Origin of the sequence: Pseudomonas oryzihabitans (assembly GCF_007665395.1) — a bacterium.
Lineage (GTDB): Bacteria > Pseudomonadota > Gammaproteobacteria > Pseudomonadales > Pseudomonadaceae > Chryseomonas > Chryseomonas psychrotolerans_C.
Genome location: NZ_VDND01000002.1, coordinates 481,661 through 499,930 on the forward strand (window position 1 = coordinate 481,661; position 18,270 = coordinate 499,930).

Annotated in this window: 17 protein-coding genes and 2 tRNA genes; 17 read left to right on the plus strand and 2 right to left on the minus strand. The window is 67.4% G+C overall.

Annotated elements, in window-relative coordinates:
- Nucleotides 1–15: 15 nt before the first annotated feature.
- On the minus strand, nucleotides 16–168 hold the full coding sequence (locus FSV73_RS25525) for a hypothetical protein (protein ID WP_186309167.1): 153 nt from the start codon (nucleotides 166–168) through the stop codon (nucleotides 16–18).
- Nucleotides 169–533: 365 nt separating this feature from the next.
- Here FSV73_RS25525 and FSV73_RS06155 point away from each other — a divergent pair, with 365 nt between their 5' ends.
- Entirely contained in the window at nucleotides 534–1,463 is a 930-nt protein-coding gene (locus FSV73_RS06155; protein WP_145005408.1) for a helix-turn-helix domain-containing protein, read from the plus strand.
- On the opposite strand, the gene FSV73_RS06160 is transcribed toward FSV73_RS06155, so the two are convergent.
- Nucleotides 1,449–2,252: a formate/nitrite transporter family protein gene (locus FSV73_RS06160; protein WP_145005411.1), complete on the minus strand. Its 804-nt coding sequence runs from the start codon at nucleotides 2,250–2,252 to the stop codon at nucleotides 1,449–1,451. The two genes, FSV73_RS06155 and FSV73_RS06160, sit on opposite strands and share 15 nt — an antisense overlap.
- Nucleotides 2,253–2,521: 269 nt before the next feature.
- Between FSV73_RS06160 and FSV73_RS06165 the strand changes: the two genes are divergently transcribed.
- The 16 genes from FSV73_RS06165 (at nucleotide 2,522) to FSV73_RS06240 (ending at nucleotide 18,227) form a co-directional block, all read left to right on the plus strand.
- Nucleotides 2,522–3,367 (plus strand): OmpA family protein, encoded by an 846-nt coding sequence (locus FSV73_RS06165; protein ID WP_145005414.1) that lies wholly within the window; start codon nucleotides 2,522–2,524, stop codon nucleotides 3,365–3,367.
- Between the two features lie 82 nt (nucleotides 3,368–3,449).
- The gene (gene pdxH / locus FSV73_RS06170; protein WP_145005417.1) at nucleotides 3,450–4,097 is read left to right on the plus strand and encodes a pyridoxamine 5'-phosphate oxidase; all 648 of its coding nucleotides are present in this window, start codon (nucleotides 3,450–3,452) and stop codon (nucleotides 4,095–4,097) included.
- Between the two features lie 133 nt (nucleotides 4,098–4,230).
- Entirely contained in the window at nucleotides 4,231–4,695 is a 465-nt protein-coding gene (locus tag FSV73_RS06175) for a hypothetical protein (RefSeq protein WP_145005420.1), read from the plus strand.
- A gap of 184 nt (nucleotides 4,696–4,879) precedes the next feature.
- Nucleotides 4,880–6,100, plus strand: coding sequence for an aspartate aminotransferase family protein (locus FSV73_RS06180; RefSeq protein WP_145005422.1), 1,221 nt, complete (start codon nucleotides 4,880–4,882; stop codon nucleotides 6,098–6,100).
- 62 nt (nucleotides 6,101–6,162) lie between these two features.
- Nucleotides 6,163–7,182, plus strand: coding sequence for an arginine/ornithine succinyltransferase subunit alpha (gene aruF, locus FSV73_RS06185; protein WP_145005424.1), 1,020 nt, complete (start codon nucleotides 6,163–6,165; stop codon nucleotides 7,180–7,182).
- Between the two features lie 26 nt (nucleotides 7,183–7,208).
- Entirely contained in the window at nucleotides 7,209–8,216 is a 1,008-nt protein-coding gene (astA, locus tag FSV73_RS06190; protein ID WP_145005427.1) for an arginine N-succinyltransferase, read from the plus strand.
- A gap of 9 nt (nucleotides 8,217–8,225) precedes the next feature.
- The gene (gene astD / locus FSV73_RS06195) at nucleotides 8,226–9,689 is read left to right on the plus strand and encodes a succinylglutamate-semialdehyde dehydrogenase (RefSeq protein WP_145005430.1); all 1,464 of its coding nucleotides are present in this window, start codon (nucleotides 8,226–8,228) and stop codon (nucleotides 9,687–9,689) included.
- Complete coding sequence (gene astB, locus FSV73_RS06200; protein ID WP_145005433.1) at nucleotides 9,686–11,047, plus strand: N-succinylarginine dihydrolase; 1,362 nt, start codon at nucleotides 9,686–9,688, stop codon at nucleotides 11,045–11,047. The genes astD and astB overlap by 4 nt, the downstream gene beginning before the upstream one ends.
- Before the next feature lie 14 nt (nucleotides 11,048–11,061).
- Entirely contained in the window at nucleotides 11,062–11,358 is a 297-nt protein-coding gene (locus FSV73_RS06205) for a GTPase (protein WP_145005436.1), read from the plus strand.
- Between the two features lie 36 nt (nucleotides 11,359–11,394).
- Complete coding sequence (astE, locus tag FSV73_RS06210) at nucleotides 11,395–12,402, plus strand: succinylglutamate desuccinylase (protein WP_145005439.1); 1,008 nt, start codon at nucleotides 11,395–11,397, stop codon at nucleotides 12,400–12,402.
- Between the two features lie 10 nt (nucleotides 12,403–12,412).
- Entirely contained in the window at nucleotides 12,413–13,411 is a 999-nt protein-coding gene (ltaE, locus tag FSV73_RS06215; protein ID WP_145005442.1) for a low-specificity L-threonine aldolase, read from the plus strand.
- A gap of 185 nt (nucleotides 13,412–13,596) precedes the next feature.
- Nucleotides 13,597–16,221, plus strand: coding sequence for an alanine--tRNA ligase (alaS, locus tag FSV73_RS06220; RefSeq protein ID WP_145005444.1), 2,625 nt, complete (start codon nucleotides 13,597–13,599; stop codon nucleotides 16,219–16,221).
- Nucleotides 16,222–16,314: 93 nt separating this feature from the next.
- Nucleotides 16,315–17,550, plus strand: a complete 1,236-nt coding sequence (locus tag FSV73_RS06225) for an aspartate kinase (protein ID WP_145005447.1) — start codon at nucleotides 16,315–16,317, stop codon at nucleotides 17,548–17,550.
- 156 nt (nucleotides 17,551–17,706) lie between these two features.
- A complete protein-coding gene (gene csrA / locus FSV73_RS06230) occupies nucleotides 17,707–17,892 on the plus strand; it encodes a carbon storage regulator CsrA (protein ID WP_007159101.1) in 186 nt (61 codons plus the stop codon).
- Nucleotides 17,893–17,953: 61 nt separating this feature from the next.
- Nucleotides 17,954–18,044, plus strand: a tRNA-Ser gene (locus FSV73_RS06235).
- A 106-nt stretch (nucleotides 18,045–18,150) separates the two neighbouring features.
- A tRNA-Arg gene (locus tag FSV73_RS06240) sits at nucleotides 18,151–18,227 on the plus strand.
- Nucleotides 18,228–18,270 lie beyond the last annotated feature (43 nt).

Genomic DNA, 18,270 nt, shown 5'->3' on the forward strand with positions numbered 1-18,270 from the left:
CGGCGGGATAGGCTGTTACCGACGAACCCTGGCCCGGCTGCTCAGGCGCAGCACCAGGTGCTGCCAGGCCGTTACGATCAGTAGCGCCATGGCTTCTTCAGCCACCAGCTCGCCGGGGTGGGCACTGGCCCATTCGGCGGTGGAAAGAGGGGAGACAGTGCTGATCATCTCGATACCTGCGGGTCTAGGTTTCGCTGATGGCCAAGGTAAGGCGCAGCCGTCTGGAGCGGCTTGTTCCAGCAGGACAGGGGCTTGACTGGGAAGGACAGCGGCGGCGCTTGGCGGCGGCTTGCACCAGTGCGGATCGGCGCAGCGCTGCCACTGCCTTCATTGGGTGCAAGCTGGGCCGCGTTCCGCGACCTGTGCGCCCGGTGGCATATCCGCACGGCCACCGTCCTGCGTCCGGCAGGCGTGGCCAGTCGCCTGATGCCGCGGCCACCGCCATTCCGCCAGCCGCTCTAGCGCGCGGCTGGCATGGTTGTTGCCGTGCCTCGCCGTCATAGATCGGCGTTGATCCAGCGAGGGTGAGCACCATGAGCAGCACGCGCTACTCCACTCGGGTCGTCGCTACGCAGCGGCGCTTCGACTACTGGAAGGAAGTGGTCTGCCGGCACTGCATCCCGGCCTCCAGTCGGCCCGAATCCGGGTCGGACTTCGATGCGCAGCTGCAGGTCGTGTCCCTGGGCCTGCTGGACGTCTGTACGCTGTCCGCGCCGCTGCACCATTGGCGACGCAATGCCAACCACCTGCGCACCGGACCGGACGACGATCTCTGGCTCGGCTTCAGCCAAGGCGGTCACGGACAGCTGGAGCAGGGCGGACGGCAGGCTGTCCTGGCCCCGGATCGGCTGTTTCTCTACGATGCCGATCAGGCCTTCGATTTCAGCCTGAGTGGCAGTCACCGCCTGGTACGCATCCCGCGCTACCTGCTCAGCACCCGGCTACCCGGGGTGGAGCGGCTCACCGCCACCGTGCTCGACGAAGCCCGGCCGGGCATCGTGCCGTTGCGGGAGATGTTGCGGCAGGCCGCGGATGGCCTGCCGGCCTTGGCGGACGAGGCCTATTCCCTGCGTTTCTCCCAGACCCTGCTCGACCTGCTGGTGCTCAGCCTGGAACTGCAGGGCTCGGAGCGCGCCGTGGCCGAGCGGGATCTCTACCCGCGGCTGATGAACCATGTCCTGAGACACCTGAGCGATCCGCAGCTGAACCTGGAGAGCGTTGCCCAGGCGCATCACGTGTCCACCCGCACCGTGACCCGGGCCTTCGCCCGTCACCAGAAGACGCTGATGAGCGTGGTCCTGCAAGAGCGACTGCTGGCCAGCCGCCAGGCCATGGAGCAGGGGCGTTGCCGCAGCGTGTCCGAGGCGGCGCTGGATTTCGGCTTCTCCGATTTCTCGCATTTCAGCCGGGCCTTCCGCAAAGCCTTCGGCGTGGCGCCCCACTCGCTGCTACAGCGGCACTGAGGCGCGTTCGGGCTCATCCAGCTGCCTGCCCGGCCGATAGGCCAGGTGATAGCCCAGGCCGACGAAGACCGCGCCGCCGACCAGGTTGCCGAGGAACACCGCGACCAGGTTGGGCAGCAGCTGCGCCCAGTCCAGGGTCCCGGCGAAGATGGCGGCCGGCAGGATGAACATGTTGGCCACCACGTGCTGGAAGCCGATGGCCACGAACGCCATGATCGGGAACCACATCGCCAGGATCTTGCCGGTCACGTCCTTGCCGGCGAAGGCTAGCCAGACGGCGAGGCACACCAGCCAGTTGCAACCGACCCCGGAAATGAACGCCTGCAGGAAGCTGGCCGCCACCTTGGCCTGGGCGATGGCCGTGGTCTTGGCCAGGAAGACGCCCTCGGTGAGACCCAGCAGATGCCCGAAGCAGTAGGCCACCGCCAGGGCGCCGCCCAGGTTGGCCAGGGTCACCCAGAAGAAGTTGCGCAGCACCGCCAACAGGCCGATGCGCCGGGCGAACCAAGCCATGGGCAGCACCAGCATGTTGCCGGTGAGCAATTCACCGCCGGCCAGCACGGTGAGGATCAGGCCGAGCGGAAACACCATGGCCCCGAGCAGGGCGCTCAGCGAGCCCCAGTTGCCCGGCAGGGTGCCTATGACGTGGATGTCCAGCAGAAAGCCCAGGGAAATGAAGGCACCGGCGAGAAAGCCCAGTACCAGCAGGTTGGCAACCGACAGGCGACTCTTGGTCACGCCGGCCTGGACGGCCAGGAACGCGATTTCCTTGGGGGTGTTAAGTGACATGCTGACTCGGGGCGGGGAGGGACGCGCGGACTGTAAGAAGTTGTAACGACAGTCTCAAGGCGGAGTTGCCTATCAGTCTCATAGCCTGGTGCTATGGCGCACCCCGCCTGCCGCTGGTCGGCACGAATGCAAATTTCGTGACTCCATGGCTTTGCCCGGCGTAGGTTTGCGGCCACAATCTCGAAACTACTTTAAGTTCACCTGCGCCGCCGGCTTTGGCTGGGGCGCCGCATTCACTCGTCCTCCGGCTCGCCGATGGGAAACTTTGCATGAAGCTGATCAAATCCACCACCCTCATTCTCTGCATGGGCGTCTCTGCCTGCAGCTCCTTCCAGGGCACTGGCGACCAAGCCGCCGCGCCCGCCAAGCCGGGCAACGCCCAGGCCAGCACCACCACCAGTGGCAGCCACTGGTGGTGGCCGTTCGGCGGCAGTGACAAGGCGGCCGAGCCGGTCAAGCCGGTGGTCAAGGCTGCTGAGCCCAAGGCCGAGGCCAAGGTCGCGGCGAAGGCGCCGGCGGCCAAACCGGAGCAGGCCGCTGCGGCCGGTGAGAAAGCCAGTCACTGGTGGTGGCCCTTCGGTGGCGAAGACGCCAAGCCCGTCGCCCAGGCCGAGGTGCTCAAGCCGGTACCGGTCAAGGTCAGCAAGGCCTGGCTGGACGAGCACGAGCAGAAGCTGCGCGTCGCCGTCGCCGGCAGCAACGTCAAGGTCGAGCGCCGCGACGATGCGCTGGTGCTGGTGACCCCCGTGGACGGCTCCTTCAATCCGGATCGCGCCGAGATGCTGCTGCCGGTGATGCTCGGCCCGCTGTCCCGTTCGGCCAAGTCGGTCAGCGTGGACGACGACAGCGCCGTCATCGTGCTCGGCTTCAGCGACAGCACCGGGGCCGCCGCCCTCAACGACAAGATCAGCCTGCAGCGTGCCCAGGCCGTGGCGGCGATCTTCCGTCTCAGCGGCTACAGCGGCAATCGCCTGATCGTGCGTGGCCTGGCCGCCGCCCATCCGCGTGCCGACAACGCCACCGCCGCCGGCCGCGCCGCCAATCGCCGCGTCGAGGTGCTGATCCAGCCGCGCGCTACCGTATTGGCGAGCCTGCAGTCCCTGGCCGCACGCTAGGTCCGCAAAGCTTGTCCTGAAGCAGGCGACCGGGGCGGGACTTGGTTAAGCTAGGTGGATACCGACCTAGCAGGAGACCTCCATGTCACCGTCCCTCGCCGATATGCGTCGCGACTACACCCGCGACGGCCTGACCGAAGCCCAGGCGCCCGCCGATCCCTATGCTCTCTTCGGCCAGTGGTTCGAGGAGGCGGTACGCACCGAGCAGCCTCCGGTCGAAGCCAACGCCTGCTGGCTGGCCACCGTCGATGGCGAAGGCCAGCCCCATTGCCGCGTGCTGCTGCTCAAGGGCGTCGATGCCCAGGGCTTCGTCTTCTACACCAACTACGACAGCGCCAAGGGCCGGCAACTGGCCAGCCAGCCGCGGGCGGCCATGACCTTCTTCTGGCCGGCGCTGGAACGCCAGGTGCGCATCGAAGGCCTGGTGGAGCAGGTATCCGCCGAAGAGTCCGACGCCTACTACCGGGTCCGCCCGCTGGGTAGCCGCCTGGGCGCCTGGGCGTCGCCGCAGAGCCAGGCCATTGCCGATCGCCATGAGCTGGAGCAGCGCCTGGCCGAGGTGCAGCAGCGTTTCGCTAGCGGCGAACCCAGCCGGCCGCCGTTCTGGGGCGGCTACCGCCTCAAGCCGCAACGCATCGAGTTCTGGCAGGGCCGTTCCAGCCGCCTGCACGACCGCCTCGACTACCAGCGCGGCGAGGGTGGTTGGCAGCGTCAGCGCCTGGCGCCTTAAGGCGTTCGCAAGGTATCGTCCCTACAGTCGCCAGAAACCTCTCCGGATGCCCTGGGTCAAGCGTAAAGGCGATCCACGTCCTGAGGTCTGCCCGGTATCGTCCCCGTCTTTCAACTGCCTTCGGAGTAGCTCCATGAACAGAATCCTCCAGCTCGCCGCCTCCCTGACCGCCGTCGCCCTGCTGGCGGGCTGCGCATCGGATCAGTCCGGCGACGTCTATTCGCGCGACGAAGCCCGCCAGGTACAGACCGTCCGCACCGGCACCATCACCGCCCTGCGCCCGGTCACCATCGAAGGCACCAAGTCGCCGGTCGGTGCCGGTGCCGGCGCCGTCGTGGGCGGCATCGGCGGCAGCGCCATCGGCGGTGGCCGGGGCAGCTTCGTCACCGCCATCATCGGCGCGGTGGCCGGCGGCCTGCTGGGCGCGGCGACCGAGGAAGGCTTCACCAAGGCCAACGGCGTCGAGATCACCGTGAAGGAAGACGACGGCGGCACCCGTGCCTATGTGCAGGCGGTCAACAAGGGCGAGATCTTCCGGGTCGGCGAGCGCGTGCGCATCCTGACCGTCAACGGTACCAGCCGCGTCGCTCCCAACTGATCCGGCGGACCTGGCCAAAGGTACGGTCAAACCCTTCCAGAGCGGGTGTCCGAATCGCTAGACTGCGAGTCGGACACCCGTTTGCGTTTTCGCCCGTAAATAGTTGTCGCCTGGGCGCAAGGCCAGTCGCATGGCGCGTCCTACAATCCCTTCAGTCACCGCCGTGCTCGGCAGGAGAAACCCGATGTCCGCTTCTCAATCCACTGTGCAACGCGCCGCCTTCGACGAGGTGATGGTTCCGACCTACGCCCCTGCCGCGTTCATTCCGGTGCGAGGAGAGGGCTCCCGCGTCTGGGATCAGGCCGGGCGCGAGTACGTCGATTTCGCCGGCGGCATCGCCGTCAGTGCCCTCGGCCACGGCCATCCGGCGCTGATCCAGGCGCTGACCGAGCAGGCCGGCAAGCTCTGGCACGTCTCCAACATCTACACCAACGAGCCGGCCCTGCGCCTGGCGCGCAAGCTGGTGGACCATACCTTCGCCGACCGGGTGTTCTTCGCCAACTCCGGTGCCGAGGCGAACGAGGCCGCCTGCAAGCTGGCCCGTCGCTACGGTCACGACGTCAGCGGTGGCAGCCGCTACGAGATCGTCGCCGCCACCAACAGCTTCCACGGCCGTACCCTGTTCACCGTCAGCGTCGGGGGCCAGCCCAAGTATTCCGATGGCTTCGGTCCCAAGATCGAAGGCATCCGCCACGTACCCTACAACGACCTGGCCGCCCTCGAAGCCGTGGTGTCGGACAAGACCTGCGCGGTCATCCTCGAGCCCATCCAGGGTGAGGGTGGGGTGCTGCCGGCCGACCAGGCCTACCTCGAAGGCGCCCGTCGCCTGTGCGACGCCCATGGCGCGCTGCTGATCTTCGACGAGGTACAGAGCGGCGTGGGCCGTAGCGGCCACCTCTATGCCTACCAGCACTACGGCGTGGTGCCGGATGTGCTCACCACCGCCAAGAGCATCGGCGGCGGCTTCCCGCTGGCGGCGATGCTGACCACCGACAAGCTCGCCCAACACTTCAGCGCGGGCGTCCACGGCAGCACCTACGGCGGCAACCCGCTGGGCTGCGCCGTGGGTGCCGCGCTGCTGGACATCGTCGCCACGCCGGAAGCCCTGGCCGGCGTCGCGGCCCGTCACCAGCGCTTCGTCGCCGGTCTGGAGCAGCTCAACGCCCGCTATGGCCTGTTCCAGCAGATCCGCGGCCTGGGCCTGCTGATCGGTGCCGTGCTCAACGACAGCTGGAAGGGCCGGGCCAAGGACATAGTCACCGCCGCCAACGAGGAAGGCCTGATGATCCTGCAGGCCGGTCCGGACGTGCTGCGCCTGGCGCCGAGCCTGATCATTCCCGAGGCCGACATCGACGAAGGCCTGGCACGGCTGGATCGCGCCCTGGCGCGCCTGACCCAAGGCTAATCTCCGGACGCGGGACGCGTACCGCTGGCATCCAGGGATGGATCCGTACACAAGGAGTTCTCATGCTGGTAATGCGCCCTGCGCGCGCCGCGGACCTGCCCCTGGTCCAGCGGCTCGCCGCGGATAGCCCGGTCGGCGTCACCTCGCTGCCCGACAACCCCGAGCGCCTGCGCGACAAGATCCGCGCCTCGGAGTCGTCGCTGGCGGCCGAGGTGGGCTTCCATGGCGAGGAGAGCTATTTCTTCGTCCTCGAGGACACCACCAGCGGCGAGCTGCTCGGCTGTTCCGCCATCGTCGCCTCGGCCGGCTTCTCCGAGCCCTTCTACAGCTTTCGCAACGAGACCTTCATCCACGCCTCGCGCGAATTGAAGATCCACAACAAGGTGCATGTGCTGTCGCTCTGTCACGACCTGACCGGCAACAGCGTGCTGAGCAGTTTCTACGTCCAGCGTCCGCTGCTCGACACCCCCCATGCCGAACTCAACTCCCGCGCCCGGCTGCTGTTCATGGCCGCCCACCCCGAGCGCTTCGCCGAATCGGTGGTGGTGGAGATCGTCGGGCTGTCGGACGACGCCGGCGAATCGCCGTTCTGGAACGGGGTAGGGCGCAACTTCTTCGACCTGGACTATGCCACCGCGGAGCGGCTGTCCGGGCAGAAGAGCCGGACCTTCCTCGCCGAGCTGATGCCGACCTATCCGCTCTATGTGCCGCTGCTGCCCGACAGTGCCCAGGAAGCCATGGGCCAGGTGCATCCGCGAGCGCAGATCACCTTCGACATCCTCAGTCGCGAAGGCTTCGAGACCGACAACTACATCGACATCTTCGATGGCGGCCCGACGCTGCATGCCCGCACCACCGCCATTCGCTCCATCGCCGAGAGTCGCCTGGCGCCCGTCAGCGAAGGCGCGGTCGCCGCGGCCGACCGGCCCTGGTTCCTCGTCGCCAACGATGGCCTGGAGACTTTCCGCGCCCTGGCGACGCCGCTGTGCTGGGCGCCTGGCGAGCCCGTCGTCCTTTCCCCCGAGCAGATCGCCGCCCTGGAGATCGCCGAAGGCGACCGGGTTCGTCTGGTCGCGCTGTAGCCGACCCTAGCGTCTTTGGAGGTCCGATGATCGTCCGTCCCATCACCCGTGCCGATGTGCCCGCGCTGCTGCAACTGGCGCAGGCGGCCGGTGCCGGTCTCACCACGCTGCCGGCCAGCGAAGAGCGTCTCCTGCAGCGGGTGGAGAACGCCGAGCGCAGCTTCCAGCAACAGGCCCAGCCCGCCGATGCGGATTATCTCTTCGCCCTGGAAGACGACGGCGAGGTCATCGGCATCGCCGGTATCGCCGCCGCCCTGGGCCTGCGCGAGCCCTGGTACAACTACCGCGTCGGACTGACGGTGAGCGCCTCGCGCGAGCTGGACATCCACCGGCAGATCCCCACGCTGTTCCTTGCCAACGACATGACCGGCAGCTCCGAGCTGTGCTCGCTGTTCCTGCGCGCCGATCGCCGGGGCGGCGCGGCCGGGCGCCTGCTGTCCAAGTCGCGCTTCCTGTTCATCGCCGAATTCCGCGAGCTGTTCGCCGAGCGCCTGATCGCCGAACTGCGCGGCATGTCCGATGACAACGGCCAGTCGCCCTTCTGGGAAGGCCTGGGCCGGCATTTCTTCAAGATGGAATTCTCCCAGGCGGACTACCTCACCGGTATCGGCAACCGCGGCTTCATCGCCGAGCTGATGCCGCGCTTTCCGCTCTATACCTGCTTCCTGTCGGCGGAGGCGCGTCAGGTGATCGGCAAGGTACACCCGGACACCGAGGCCGCCCGCCGCCTGCTGGAGGCCGAGGGCTTCAACTACCAGGGCTACGTCGACATCTTCGATGCCGGTCCGACCCTGGAAGCCGAGACCGCCAAGGTGCGCGCGATCCGCGACAGCCAGCGGCTGGTGCTGGCGGTGGGCACGCCGGGCGACGATGCCGAGGTCTACCTGATCCACAATCGCAAGTGCCAGGACTGCCGCATCACCAGCGCCCGGGCCCGCCTGGCCGCGGGCACCCTGGTGGTGGACCTGGCCACGGCCCGCGAGCTGCGGCTGATGGCGGGTGCCCAGGTGCGCGCCGTGCGCCTGATGCCCTGAGGAGACCCTATGGATAGCCTGTACATAGCGGGACAGTGGCGCCCCGGCAGGGGCGAGGTGTTCAGTTCGCTCGATCCCTACGACGGAGCCGAGCTCTGGCAGGGCGCGGCCGCCGATGCCGGCGATGTCGACCAGGCGATCGCCGCGGCACGCCAGGCCTTCCCTGCTTGGGAAAGACGCGGCCAGGCCGCGCGCCTGGCGATCCTGCAGGCCTTCGCCCAGGTGTTGCAGCAGCGTCGCCCCGCGCTGACCCAGGCGCTCGCCGAGGAAACCGGCAAGCCGCTCTGGGAGGCCGATACCGAGCTCGGCAGCATGATCGCCAAGGTGGCCATCTCCGCCCAGGCGGAGGAAGCGCGCAGTGGCGAGCGTACGGCCGCCATGGGCGACGCCCGTAGCGTGACCCGGCATCGTCCGCACGGGGTGCTGGCGGTATTCGGCCCCTACAACTTTCCCGGCCACCTGCCCAATGGCCATATCGTGCCGGCGCTGCTGGTGGGCAACACGGTGGTGTTCAAGCCCAGCGAGCTGACGCCGCGCTTCGCCGCCCTGACCCTGGACTGCTGGAGCGCCGCCGGGCTGCCCGCCGGGGTGCTCAACCTGGTGCAGGGCGGCCGCGCCACCGGTGAGGCCCTGGCGGGCCACGCCGGCCTGGACGGCATCCTCTTCACCGGTTCCAGCGCCACCGGCGCGGCGCTGCACCGCCTCAATGCGGAACGTCCCCAGCGGCTGCTGGCCCTGGAGATGGGCGGCAACAACCCCCTGGTGGTGGCGCCGGTGGCCGATCTGGACGCCGCCGTGGTGACCATCGTCCAGTCGGCCTTTCTCTCCGCCGGCCAACGCTGCACCTGTGCTCGCCGCCTGATCGTGCCCCAGGGCGCCTGGGGCGATGCGCTACTCGAACGCCTGGTCGCGGTCAGCGCCGGGCTCACGATAGGACGCTTCGACGCCGAGCCGGCACCCTTCATGGGCACGGTCATCTCCCTGGCGACGGCCACGGCCCTGTTGCAGACCCAGGCCCAGCGCCTGGCGCTGGGCGGTCGCGCGCTGCTGGAAATGCGTCAGCCGGAGCCGGGGCGGGCGCTGCTCACGCCGGGAATCCTCGATGTATCGACGATCGCCGAGCTGCCGGACGAAGAGGTCTTCGGCCCGCTGTTGCAGGTCCAGCGCTATGGTGACTTCGCCGAGGCCCTGAGCCTGGCCAACGCCACCCGCTTCGGCCTGGCCGCCGGACTGCTGGCCGACGATCCGGCCACCTACGAACGCTTCTGGCTGGGCGTGCGCGCCGGCATCGTCAACTGGAACCGCCCCCTCACCGGCGCCGCCAGTGCCGCGCCTTTCGGCGGTGTCGGGGCCTCCGGCAACCACCGTCCCAGCGCCTACTACGCCGCCGACTACTGCGCCTTCCCGGTCGCGTCGCTGGAAAGCGACGCCCTGACCCTGCCCCCCCAACTGCCTCCAGGACTACCGCTATGAGTCACGTCGCCCCCGCTGCGCGGGAGGTTAACTTCGACGGCCTGGTCGGTCCGACCCATAACTACGCCGGGCTGTCCTATGGCAACGTGGCGTCCCAGGCCAGCAAGCAGCAGCGTTCCAATCCGCGCGAGGCGGCGCGGCAGGGCCTGGCCAAGATGCAGGCACTGATGGAGCTGGGCTTCGAACAGGGCGTGCTGGCGCCCCACGAGCGGCCCGACATCGCCTCGCTGCGGCGCCTGGGTTTCGCCGGCAGCGATGCCCAGGTGCTGGAAAGCGCCGCCCGCGAGGCGCTGCCGCTGCTGCTGTCGGCCAGCTCCGCCTCGGCCATGTGGACGGCCAACGCCGCCACCGTCAGCCCCAGCGCCGACACCCGCGACGGCCGGGTGCACTTCACCCCGGCCAACCTGGCCTGCAAATTCCACCGTAGCCTCGAACCCAGCACCACGGCGCGCATCCTCCAGGCGATGTTTCGCGATCCGGCGCACTTCCAGCATCATGCGCCGCTGCCCTCGGTGGCCCAGTTCGGCGACGAGGGCGCGGCCAACCACACCCGCTTCAGCCACGATCATGGCGCCCCGGGCGTGGAGTTCTTCGTCTTCGGTCGCAGCGCCTTCGATCCGCGCTATCCCGAACCCCATCGCTACCCGGCGCGGCAGACCCTGGAAGCCTCCCAGGCCATCGCCCGGCTGCACGGGCTGAGCGAGGAGGGGGTGGTCTTCGCCCAGCAGAATCCGGCGGTGGTGGACCAGGGGGTCTTCCACAACGACGTCATCTCGGTGGGCAACGCCCAGGTGCTGTTCCACCACGAGGATGCCTTTCTCGACAGCGAGCGGGTGCTCGACGAGCTGCAGGCCAAGCTCGCCCAGCGCGGTGGCCAGCTGCAGCGCCTCTGCGTGCGCCGCAATGAGATCAGCGTCGGCGACGCCGTGCGGTCCTACCTGTTCAACAGCCAGCTGCTGGACCGACCGGGGCAGGGCGCGCTGCTGGTGGTGCCCGACGAATGCCGGCAGAACGCCGCGGTCTGGGACTACCTGCAGGCCCAGGTGGGCGGGCGGGGGCCGCTGGGCGAGGTCAAGGTCTTCGATCTCAAGCAGAGCATGCAGAATGGCGGGGGTCCCGCCTGCCTGCGTCTGAGAGTCGCGCTCAAGGCCGAGGAGCTGGCGGCGGTGAATCCAGGCGTGCGCTTCACGCCGGACTTGCATGGCCGCTTGCTCGACTGGGTGGACCGCCACTACCGTGATCGCCTGGATCCGGCCGATCTCGCCGATCCGCTGCTGCTGGACGAGGTCCGCACCGCCCTGGACGAGCTGACCCTGTTGCTGGGCCTCGGCTCGGTCTATCCCTTTCAACTGCCCTGATTCCCGGAGTCTCCATGAGCGACCGTCTCGATCTCATCCTCGAACCCACCGCCGACGAGCAGCAGCGGCTGCAGGTCCAGCGCCTGGCGATTCGTCTGGCCGGTCGCGACCTCTGGCTGGAAGCCGACGGCGCAGGCGGTCTCAATATTTTCGCCGACTCCCAGGATGACGAAGAGCAGACCCCGGTACTGGTACTACGTCCCCAGGCCCTCAATGCCCTGGGGTTGTCCATCGCCCTGGAAACCTTCGCCGATGACGTCGATGAGAACCATGTGCATGACGCCGATTGCGGTTGCGGCCACGATCATTGAGTATCTAGCGCGACACGTCGCTCAGCGGAGTAGAGCATGGCTGCATCTGAACGTTATCGGTTGGCGCTTGGCCGCCTGCTGGACCTGACCCTGGCCGGCCGCGAGCCGACCGAGAAGATTCAATTGACCGCCGACGGCACCCGCCTCCACTGGCTGACCGAAGGGGTGCTGGAAGTCACCCCGCCGGTGGCGCGCGACAATCGCATGGACCTGCTGCTCTCCGCCGGTATCCATGGCAACGAGACGGCGCCCATGGAGTTGCTCGACGAACTGCTCGGTGGCATCGCCAGCGGCGCCCTGCGCCCCGCCTGCCGCCTGTTGTTCATGTTCGGCAATCCCGATGCCATGCGGCGCGGCAGCCGCTACGTCGAGCAGGACCTCAATCGGCTGTTCAACGGTCGCCATGCCCAGGCCGAAGGTTCAGAGGCGCAGCGCGCCAACGACCTGGAACGCCTGTCGGCGCAATTCTTCAGCAAGCCCGATCGGGCGCGCCTGCACTACGACCTGCACACCGCGTTGCGTGCCTCGGCGCTGCCGCGTTTCGCCCTCTATCCCTGGAGCGCGGGCCGTGAGCATTCGGAAGCCGAGTTGCAGCGCCTCGAGGCCGCCGGGATCGAGGCCGTGCTGCTCTACGACAAGCCGGGCATCACCTTCAGCGCCTACACCTATGCCGAGTGCCAGGCCGAGGCCCTGACCCTGGAACTGGGCCAGGCACGTCCCTTCGGCGAGAACAGCGAACTCGACCTGAGCCGCCTGCGGCTGCTGCTCGAAGCCCTCATCGAGGGGCGCGAAGCCGAGCTGCCGCCCCCGGATTCCTCGCTGCTGAGATTCCGCGTGGCGCGCCAGGTCTACAAGTCCAGTCCGCGCTTCCAGTTGCACCTGGCCGACGACGTGGCCAACTTCGCGCCACTGCGCCAGGGGTCGCTGCTGGCCGAGGACGGCAGCGAGCGCTGGATCGTCGACGAAGCCGAAGCCCGCATCATCTTCCCCAATCCCAAGGTCGCCGTCGGCCTGCGGGCCGGGCTCATCGTCATCCCGGCCTAGGAGCAGTGGCATGATCGACCTGCGCAGCGATACCGTCACCCAGCCCACGCCGGCCATGCGCCAGGCCATGCTGGACGCCGAACTGGGCGACGACGTCTATGGCGAAGACCCCACCGTCACCCGCTTGGAGCAGCGCCTCGCCGGCGATCTCGGCCTCGCGGCCGGGCTCTTCGTGCCCAGCGGCACCATGAGCAACCTGCTCGGCCTGCTGGCGCATTGCGAGCGCGGCGACGAATACCTGGTCGGCCAGCAGGCCCACACCTACAAGTACGAAGGCGGCGGTGCCGCGGTGCTCGGCTCCATTCAGCCGCAGCCCATCGAGATGGAGGCCGATGGCAGCCTGGACCTCGAGCGGGTCCGCAGCTACATCAAGGCCGATGACTTCCACTTCGCCCGCACCCGCCTGCTGGCGCTGGAAAACACCATGCACGGCAAGGTGCTGCCACTGGCCTACCTCGCCGCGGCGCGGACCTTCACCCGCGAGCACGGCCTGGCCCTGCACCTGGATGGCGCGCGGCTGTACAACGCCGCGGTCAAGCTGGGGGTTCCCCTGCGCGAGATCAGCCAGCATTTCGACTCGGTGTCGGTGTGCCTGTCCAAGGGCCTCGGCGCCCCGGTCGGCTCGGTGCTCTGCGGCGATACCGCCCTGATCGCCAAGGCGCGCCGCTGGCGCAAGGTCGTGGGCGGCGGCATGCGCCAGGCCGGCATGCTGGCGGCGGCCGGGCTCCACGCCCTCGATCACCAGGTCGAGCGCCTCGCCGACGATCACCGCCATGCCGCCCAGCTCGGTGCCGCCCTGACCGAACTCGGCTACCAGGTGGAGCCGGTGCAGACCAACATGGTCTATCTCGCCCTGGGCGACGAGGCGCCCGCTCTGCAGGCCTTCCTGGCCGAGCACGGCATCCGCATCAGCCCGGCGCCGCGCCTGCGCCTGGTCACCCATCTGGACGTGGGCGCCGCCGATATCGACGCGGTGATCGCCGCTTTCGCCGCCTACCGCCGCCGCTAGGCTCGCTGACGGCGTTTTTTCCGTCGCAACCGGGCGACATCCGGGCGCGGGCGTCGATATACTCCCGATCATGCGTGTCCGTTTTCCGCACGTGCCGCGTCTGCGGCGCCCGCTCCGTTCGTCTCGTCTGCGATCCAGTCGGATGCCCGTCACGCGCGTCGAAAAGCCCATTGTCTGGAATGAATATGAAAAGCGCCGAAATCCGTGAAGCCTTCCTCCGCTTCTTCGAAGAGAAGGGGCACACCCGGGTCGCCTCCAGTTCGCTGATCCCCGCGAACGACCCCACCCTGTTGTTCACCAACGCCGGGATGAACCAGTTCAAGGACTGCTTCCTCGGCATGGAAAAGCGCAGCTACACCCGCGCCGCCACCAGCCAGAAGTGCGTCCGCGCGGGGGGCAAGCACAACGACCTGGAGAACGTCGGCTACACGGCGCGTCACCACACCTTCTTCGAGATGCTGGGCAACTTCAGCTTCGGCGACTACTTCAAGCGTGACGCCATCACCTTCGCCTGGGAATTCCTCACCTCGCCCCAGTGGCTGGGTCTGCCCCGGGAAAAACTCTGGGTGACCGTCTACGCCACCGATGACGAAGCCTACGACATCTGGACCAAGGAAGTCGGGGTGCCGGCCGCGCAGATGGTGCGCATCGGCGACAACAAGGGCGCGCCCTATGCCTCCGACAACTTCTGGACCATGGGCGACACCGGTCCCTGCGGCCCCTGCACCGAGATCTTCTTCGACCACGGCCCCGAGATCTGGGGCGGCCCGCCCGGCTCGCCGGAAGAAGACGGCGATCGCTACATCGAGATCTGGAACAACGTCTTCATGCAGTTCAACCGCACCGCCGACGGCGTCCTGCATCCGTTGCCGGCGCCCAGCGTCGACACCGGCATGGGCCTGGAGCGGGTGAGCGCGGTGCTGCAGCACGTGCATTCCAACTACGAGATCGACCTGTTCCAGCAACTGCTGGCGGCTTCCGCCGAGGCCATCGGCTGCGCCAACGACGATGCCCCGTCGCTCAAGGTGGTGGCCGACCACATCCGTTCCTGCAGCTTCCTGATCGCCGACGGCGTGCTGCCGTCCAACGAAGGTCGTGGCTACGTGCTGCGCCGCATCATTCGCCGCGCCTGCCGCCACGGCAACAAGCTGGGCGCCAAGGGCACCTTCTTCCACAAGATCGTCGCCGCCCTGGTGGCCGAGATGGGCCAGGCCTATCCCGAGCTGGTGCAGCAGCAGGCGCACATCGAGCGCGTGCTGCGCACCGAGGAAGAGCAGTTCGCCAAGACCCTGGAGCAGGGCCTGAAGATCCTCGAGCAGGATCTGGCGCAGCTGCAGGGCGATACCATTCCCGGTGACGTGGTGTTCAAGCTCTATGACACCTACGGCTTCCCGGTCGACCTGACCAACGACATCGCTCGCGAGCGCAACCTGAACCTCGACGAGGAAGGCTTCGAGCGCGAGATGGAAGCCCAGCGCGAGCGCGCCCGCTCCGCCAGCGCCTTCGGCGTGGACTACAACAGCCTGGTCAAGGTCGAGGGCGAGACCCGCTTCCTCGGCTACGACACCACCAGCGCCTCGGGCACCATCGTCGCCCTCTACCGCGCCGGCCAGCCGGTGGACAGCCTGGCCGAAGGCGAGGAGGGCGTGGTCATCCTCGACCAGACGCCGTTCTACGGTGAGTCCGGTGGCCAGGTGGGCGATACCGGTACCCTGGAGAGCGCCGGCGTCGGCTTCGCCGTGCGTGACACCACCAAGACCCAGGGCGCCTTCCTGCACCACGGCGTGGTGACCAAGGGCAGCCTCAACGTCGGCACCGCGCTCATGGCCCAGGTCGACACCAGCCGCCGCCAGGGCATCGCCCTGAACCATTCCGGCACCCACCTGCTGCACGCCGCCCTGCGCCAGGTGCTGGGCGATCACGTCCACCAGAAGGGCTCCCTGGTCAACGACCAGCGCCTGAGATTCGACTTCAGCCACTTCGAGGCCATCAAGCCCGAGGAGCTCAAGCGCATCGAAGCCATCGTCAACGAAGAGATCCGCAAGAACAGCGCGGTGACCACCGAGGTCATGGCCATCGACGAAGCCAAGGCCCGTGGCGCCATGGCGCTGTTCGGCGAGAAGTACGGCGACGTGGTACGTGTGGTCGGCATGGGCGGCGAGTTCTCCGTCGAGCTGTGCGGCGGTACCCACGTGGCCCAGACCGGCGACATCGGCCTGCTCAAGCTGGTCAGCGAAGGCGGCGTGGCCTCCGGCGTGCGGCGCGTGGAGGCCATCACCGGCACCGCGGCCCTGGCCTACCTGAACGGTGCCGAGGAGCAACTGCGCGAAGCCGCCAGCCTGCTCAAGGGCAGCCGCGACAACGTGCTGGACAAGCTGGCCGCGCTGGTCGAGCGCAATCGCCAGCTGGAAAAGGAAATCGAACAGCTCAAGGCCAAGGCGGCCAGCGCCTCCGCCGGTGACCTGGTCAACCAGGCGGTGGACGTCAAGGGGGCCAAGGTCCTCACCGCGCGCCTCGATGGCCTCGATGGCAAGGCGCTGCTGGCGCTGGTCGACCAGCTCAAGAACAAGCTGGGCAGCGGCATGATCCTGCTGGGCGGCGAAGCCGAGGGCAAGGTGGTCCTGGTGGCCGGCGTCACCGCCGACCTGACCGCCAGGCTCAAGGCCGGCGAGCTGATGAAGCGCGCCGCGGCCGTGGTCGGTGGCAAGGGCGGCGGTCGCCCGGACATGGCCCAGGGCGGCGGCACCGATGCCAGCCAGCTCGAAGCGGCCCTGGCCTGTGCCGGCCAGTATGCCGAGGAAAGCCTCTAACGCCTCCAGGGCGGGAGCGGGTCGCCGGGGAGGGCGGCCCGCGCCCTCATCCAACAACATGAATCAGATTTTTCTGCGGACGGGCAGCAAGCAATGGCATTGATCGTACAGAAATTCGGCGGGACCTCGGTGGGTACGGTGGAGCGTATCGAGCAGGTCGCCGAGAAGGTGAAACGCTTCCACGAGGCGGGCGACCAGATCGTGGTGGTGGTGTCGGCCATGAGCGGCGAGACCAATCGCCTGATCGGCCTCGCCAAGCAGATCATGGAGCAACCCGATCCGCGCGAGCTGGATGTCATGGTCTCCACCGGCGAGCAGGTCACCATCGGCCTGCTGGCCATGGCGCTGCTCAAGCGCGGCGTCCAGGCGGTGTCCTACACCGGCAGCCAGGTGCGCATCCTCACCGACAGCGCCCACACCAAGGCACGCATCCAGCAGATCGACGATGCCCGCATCCGCGCCGACCTCAAGGCGCGCAAGGTGGTGGTCGTGGCCGGCTTCCAGGGCGTCGACGAGCAGGGCAACATCACCACCCTGGGCCGTGGTGGCTCCGACACCACCGGCGTGGCCCTGGCGGCCGCGCTGAAGGCCGATGAATGCCAGATCTACACCGACGTCGATGGCGTCTACACCACCGACCCGCGCGTGGTGCCCCAGGCGCAGCGCCTCGACAAGATCACCTTCGAGGAGATGCTGGAAATGGCCAGCCTCGGCTCCAAGGTGCTGCAGATCCGTTCGGTGGAATTCGCCGGCAAGTACAACGTGCCGCTGCGCGTGCTGCACAGCTTCCAGGAGGGTCCGGGCACCCTCATTACCCTTGATGAAGAGGAATCCATGGAACAGCCGATCATCTCCGGCATCGCCTTCAACCGTGACGAAGCCAAGCTGACCATTCGCGGTGTGCCGGACACTCCCGGCGTGGCCTTCAAGATCCTCGGCCCGATCAGTGCGGCCAATATCGAAGTCGACATGATCGTGCAGAACGTGGCGCACGATAACACCACCGACTTCACCTTCACCGTGCACCGCAACGACTACCAGAGCGCCCTGGAGATCCTCAAGCGCACCGGCGTCGAGATCGGCGCCCGGGAATCCGTGGGCGACACCAAGATCGCCAAGGTCTCCATCGTCGGCGTCGGCATGAGATCCCACGCCGGGGTGGCCAGCCAGATGTTCGAAGCCCTGGCCAAGGAGAGCATCAACATCCAGATGATCTCCACCTCCGAGATCAAGGTGTCGGTGGTCATCGAGGAGAAATACCTCGAGCTGGCCGTCCGCGCGCTGCACACCGCCTTCGAGCTCGACGCCCCCGCACGCGGCGCCGAGTGACCGGGTAACGAGGTCCCTGCCACAGGGACCTCATCTATCGCCCCGGTCTGCGGAACTTTACTTGCATGGACAGAGGTCAATAGCGACTAGAGGGTCCATTCAGGGATCGTTTCGGTTTTTTCGTGCAGACTGGGTTCAATGCTTAAGGAGAATGGAATGCTTATTTTGACTCGTCGGGTTGGTGAGACCCTGATGGTGGGTGACGAAGTCACCGTGACGGTACTGGGAGTCAAGGGCAACCAGGTCCGCATCGGCGTCAATGCACCCAAGGAAGTCGCGGTTCATCGCGAGGAAATCTACCAGCGCATCCAGAAGGAAAAGGACCAAGAACCAAACCACTGATTTTTTTTGAATTTTTCTCTTTGCAAACGGGCAAAGCTTCGATATAGTTTCGCCCCGTTGCGGTGAGGTGGCCGAGTGGCCGAAGGCGCTCCCCTGCTAAGGGAGTACACCTCAAAAGGGTGTCGAGGGTTCGAATCCCTCCCTCACCGCCATTTGCTTCAAACTGGCTCCGCTGTACTGACCTGAAGGTAAGTACCTGATAAACAAGCAAATTTGCTTGACACCTCAGAAACGGAAGCTAGAATACGCAGCTTCAACGCACTCGTAGCTCAGCTGGATAGAGTACTCGGCTACGAACCGAGCGGTCGGAGGTTCGAATCCTCCCGAGTGCGCCAAATCGACGAAGCCTCTGGCTTCAGCAGTACCAGCGGTGTTCTG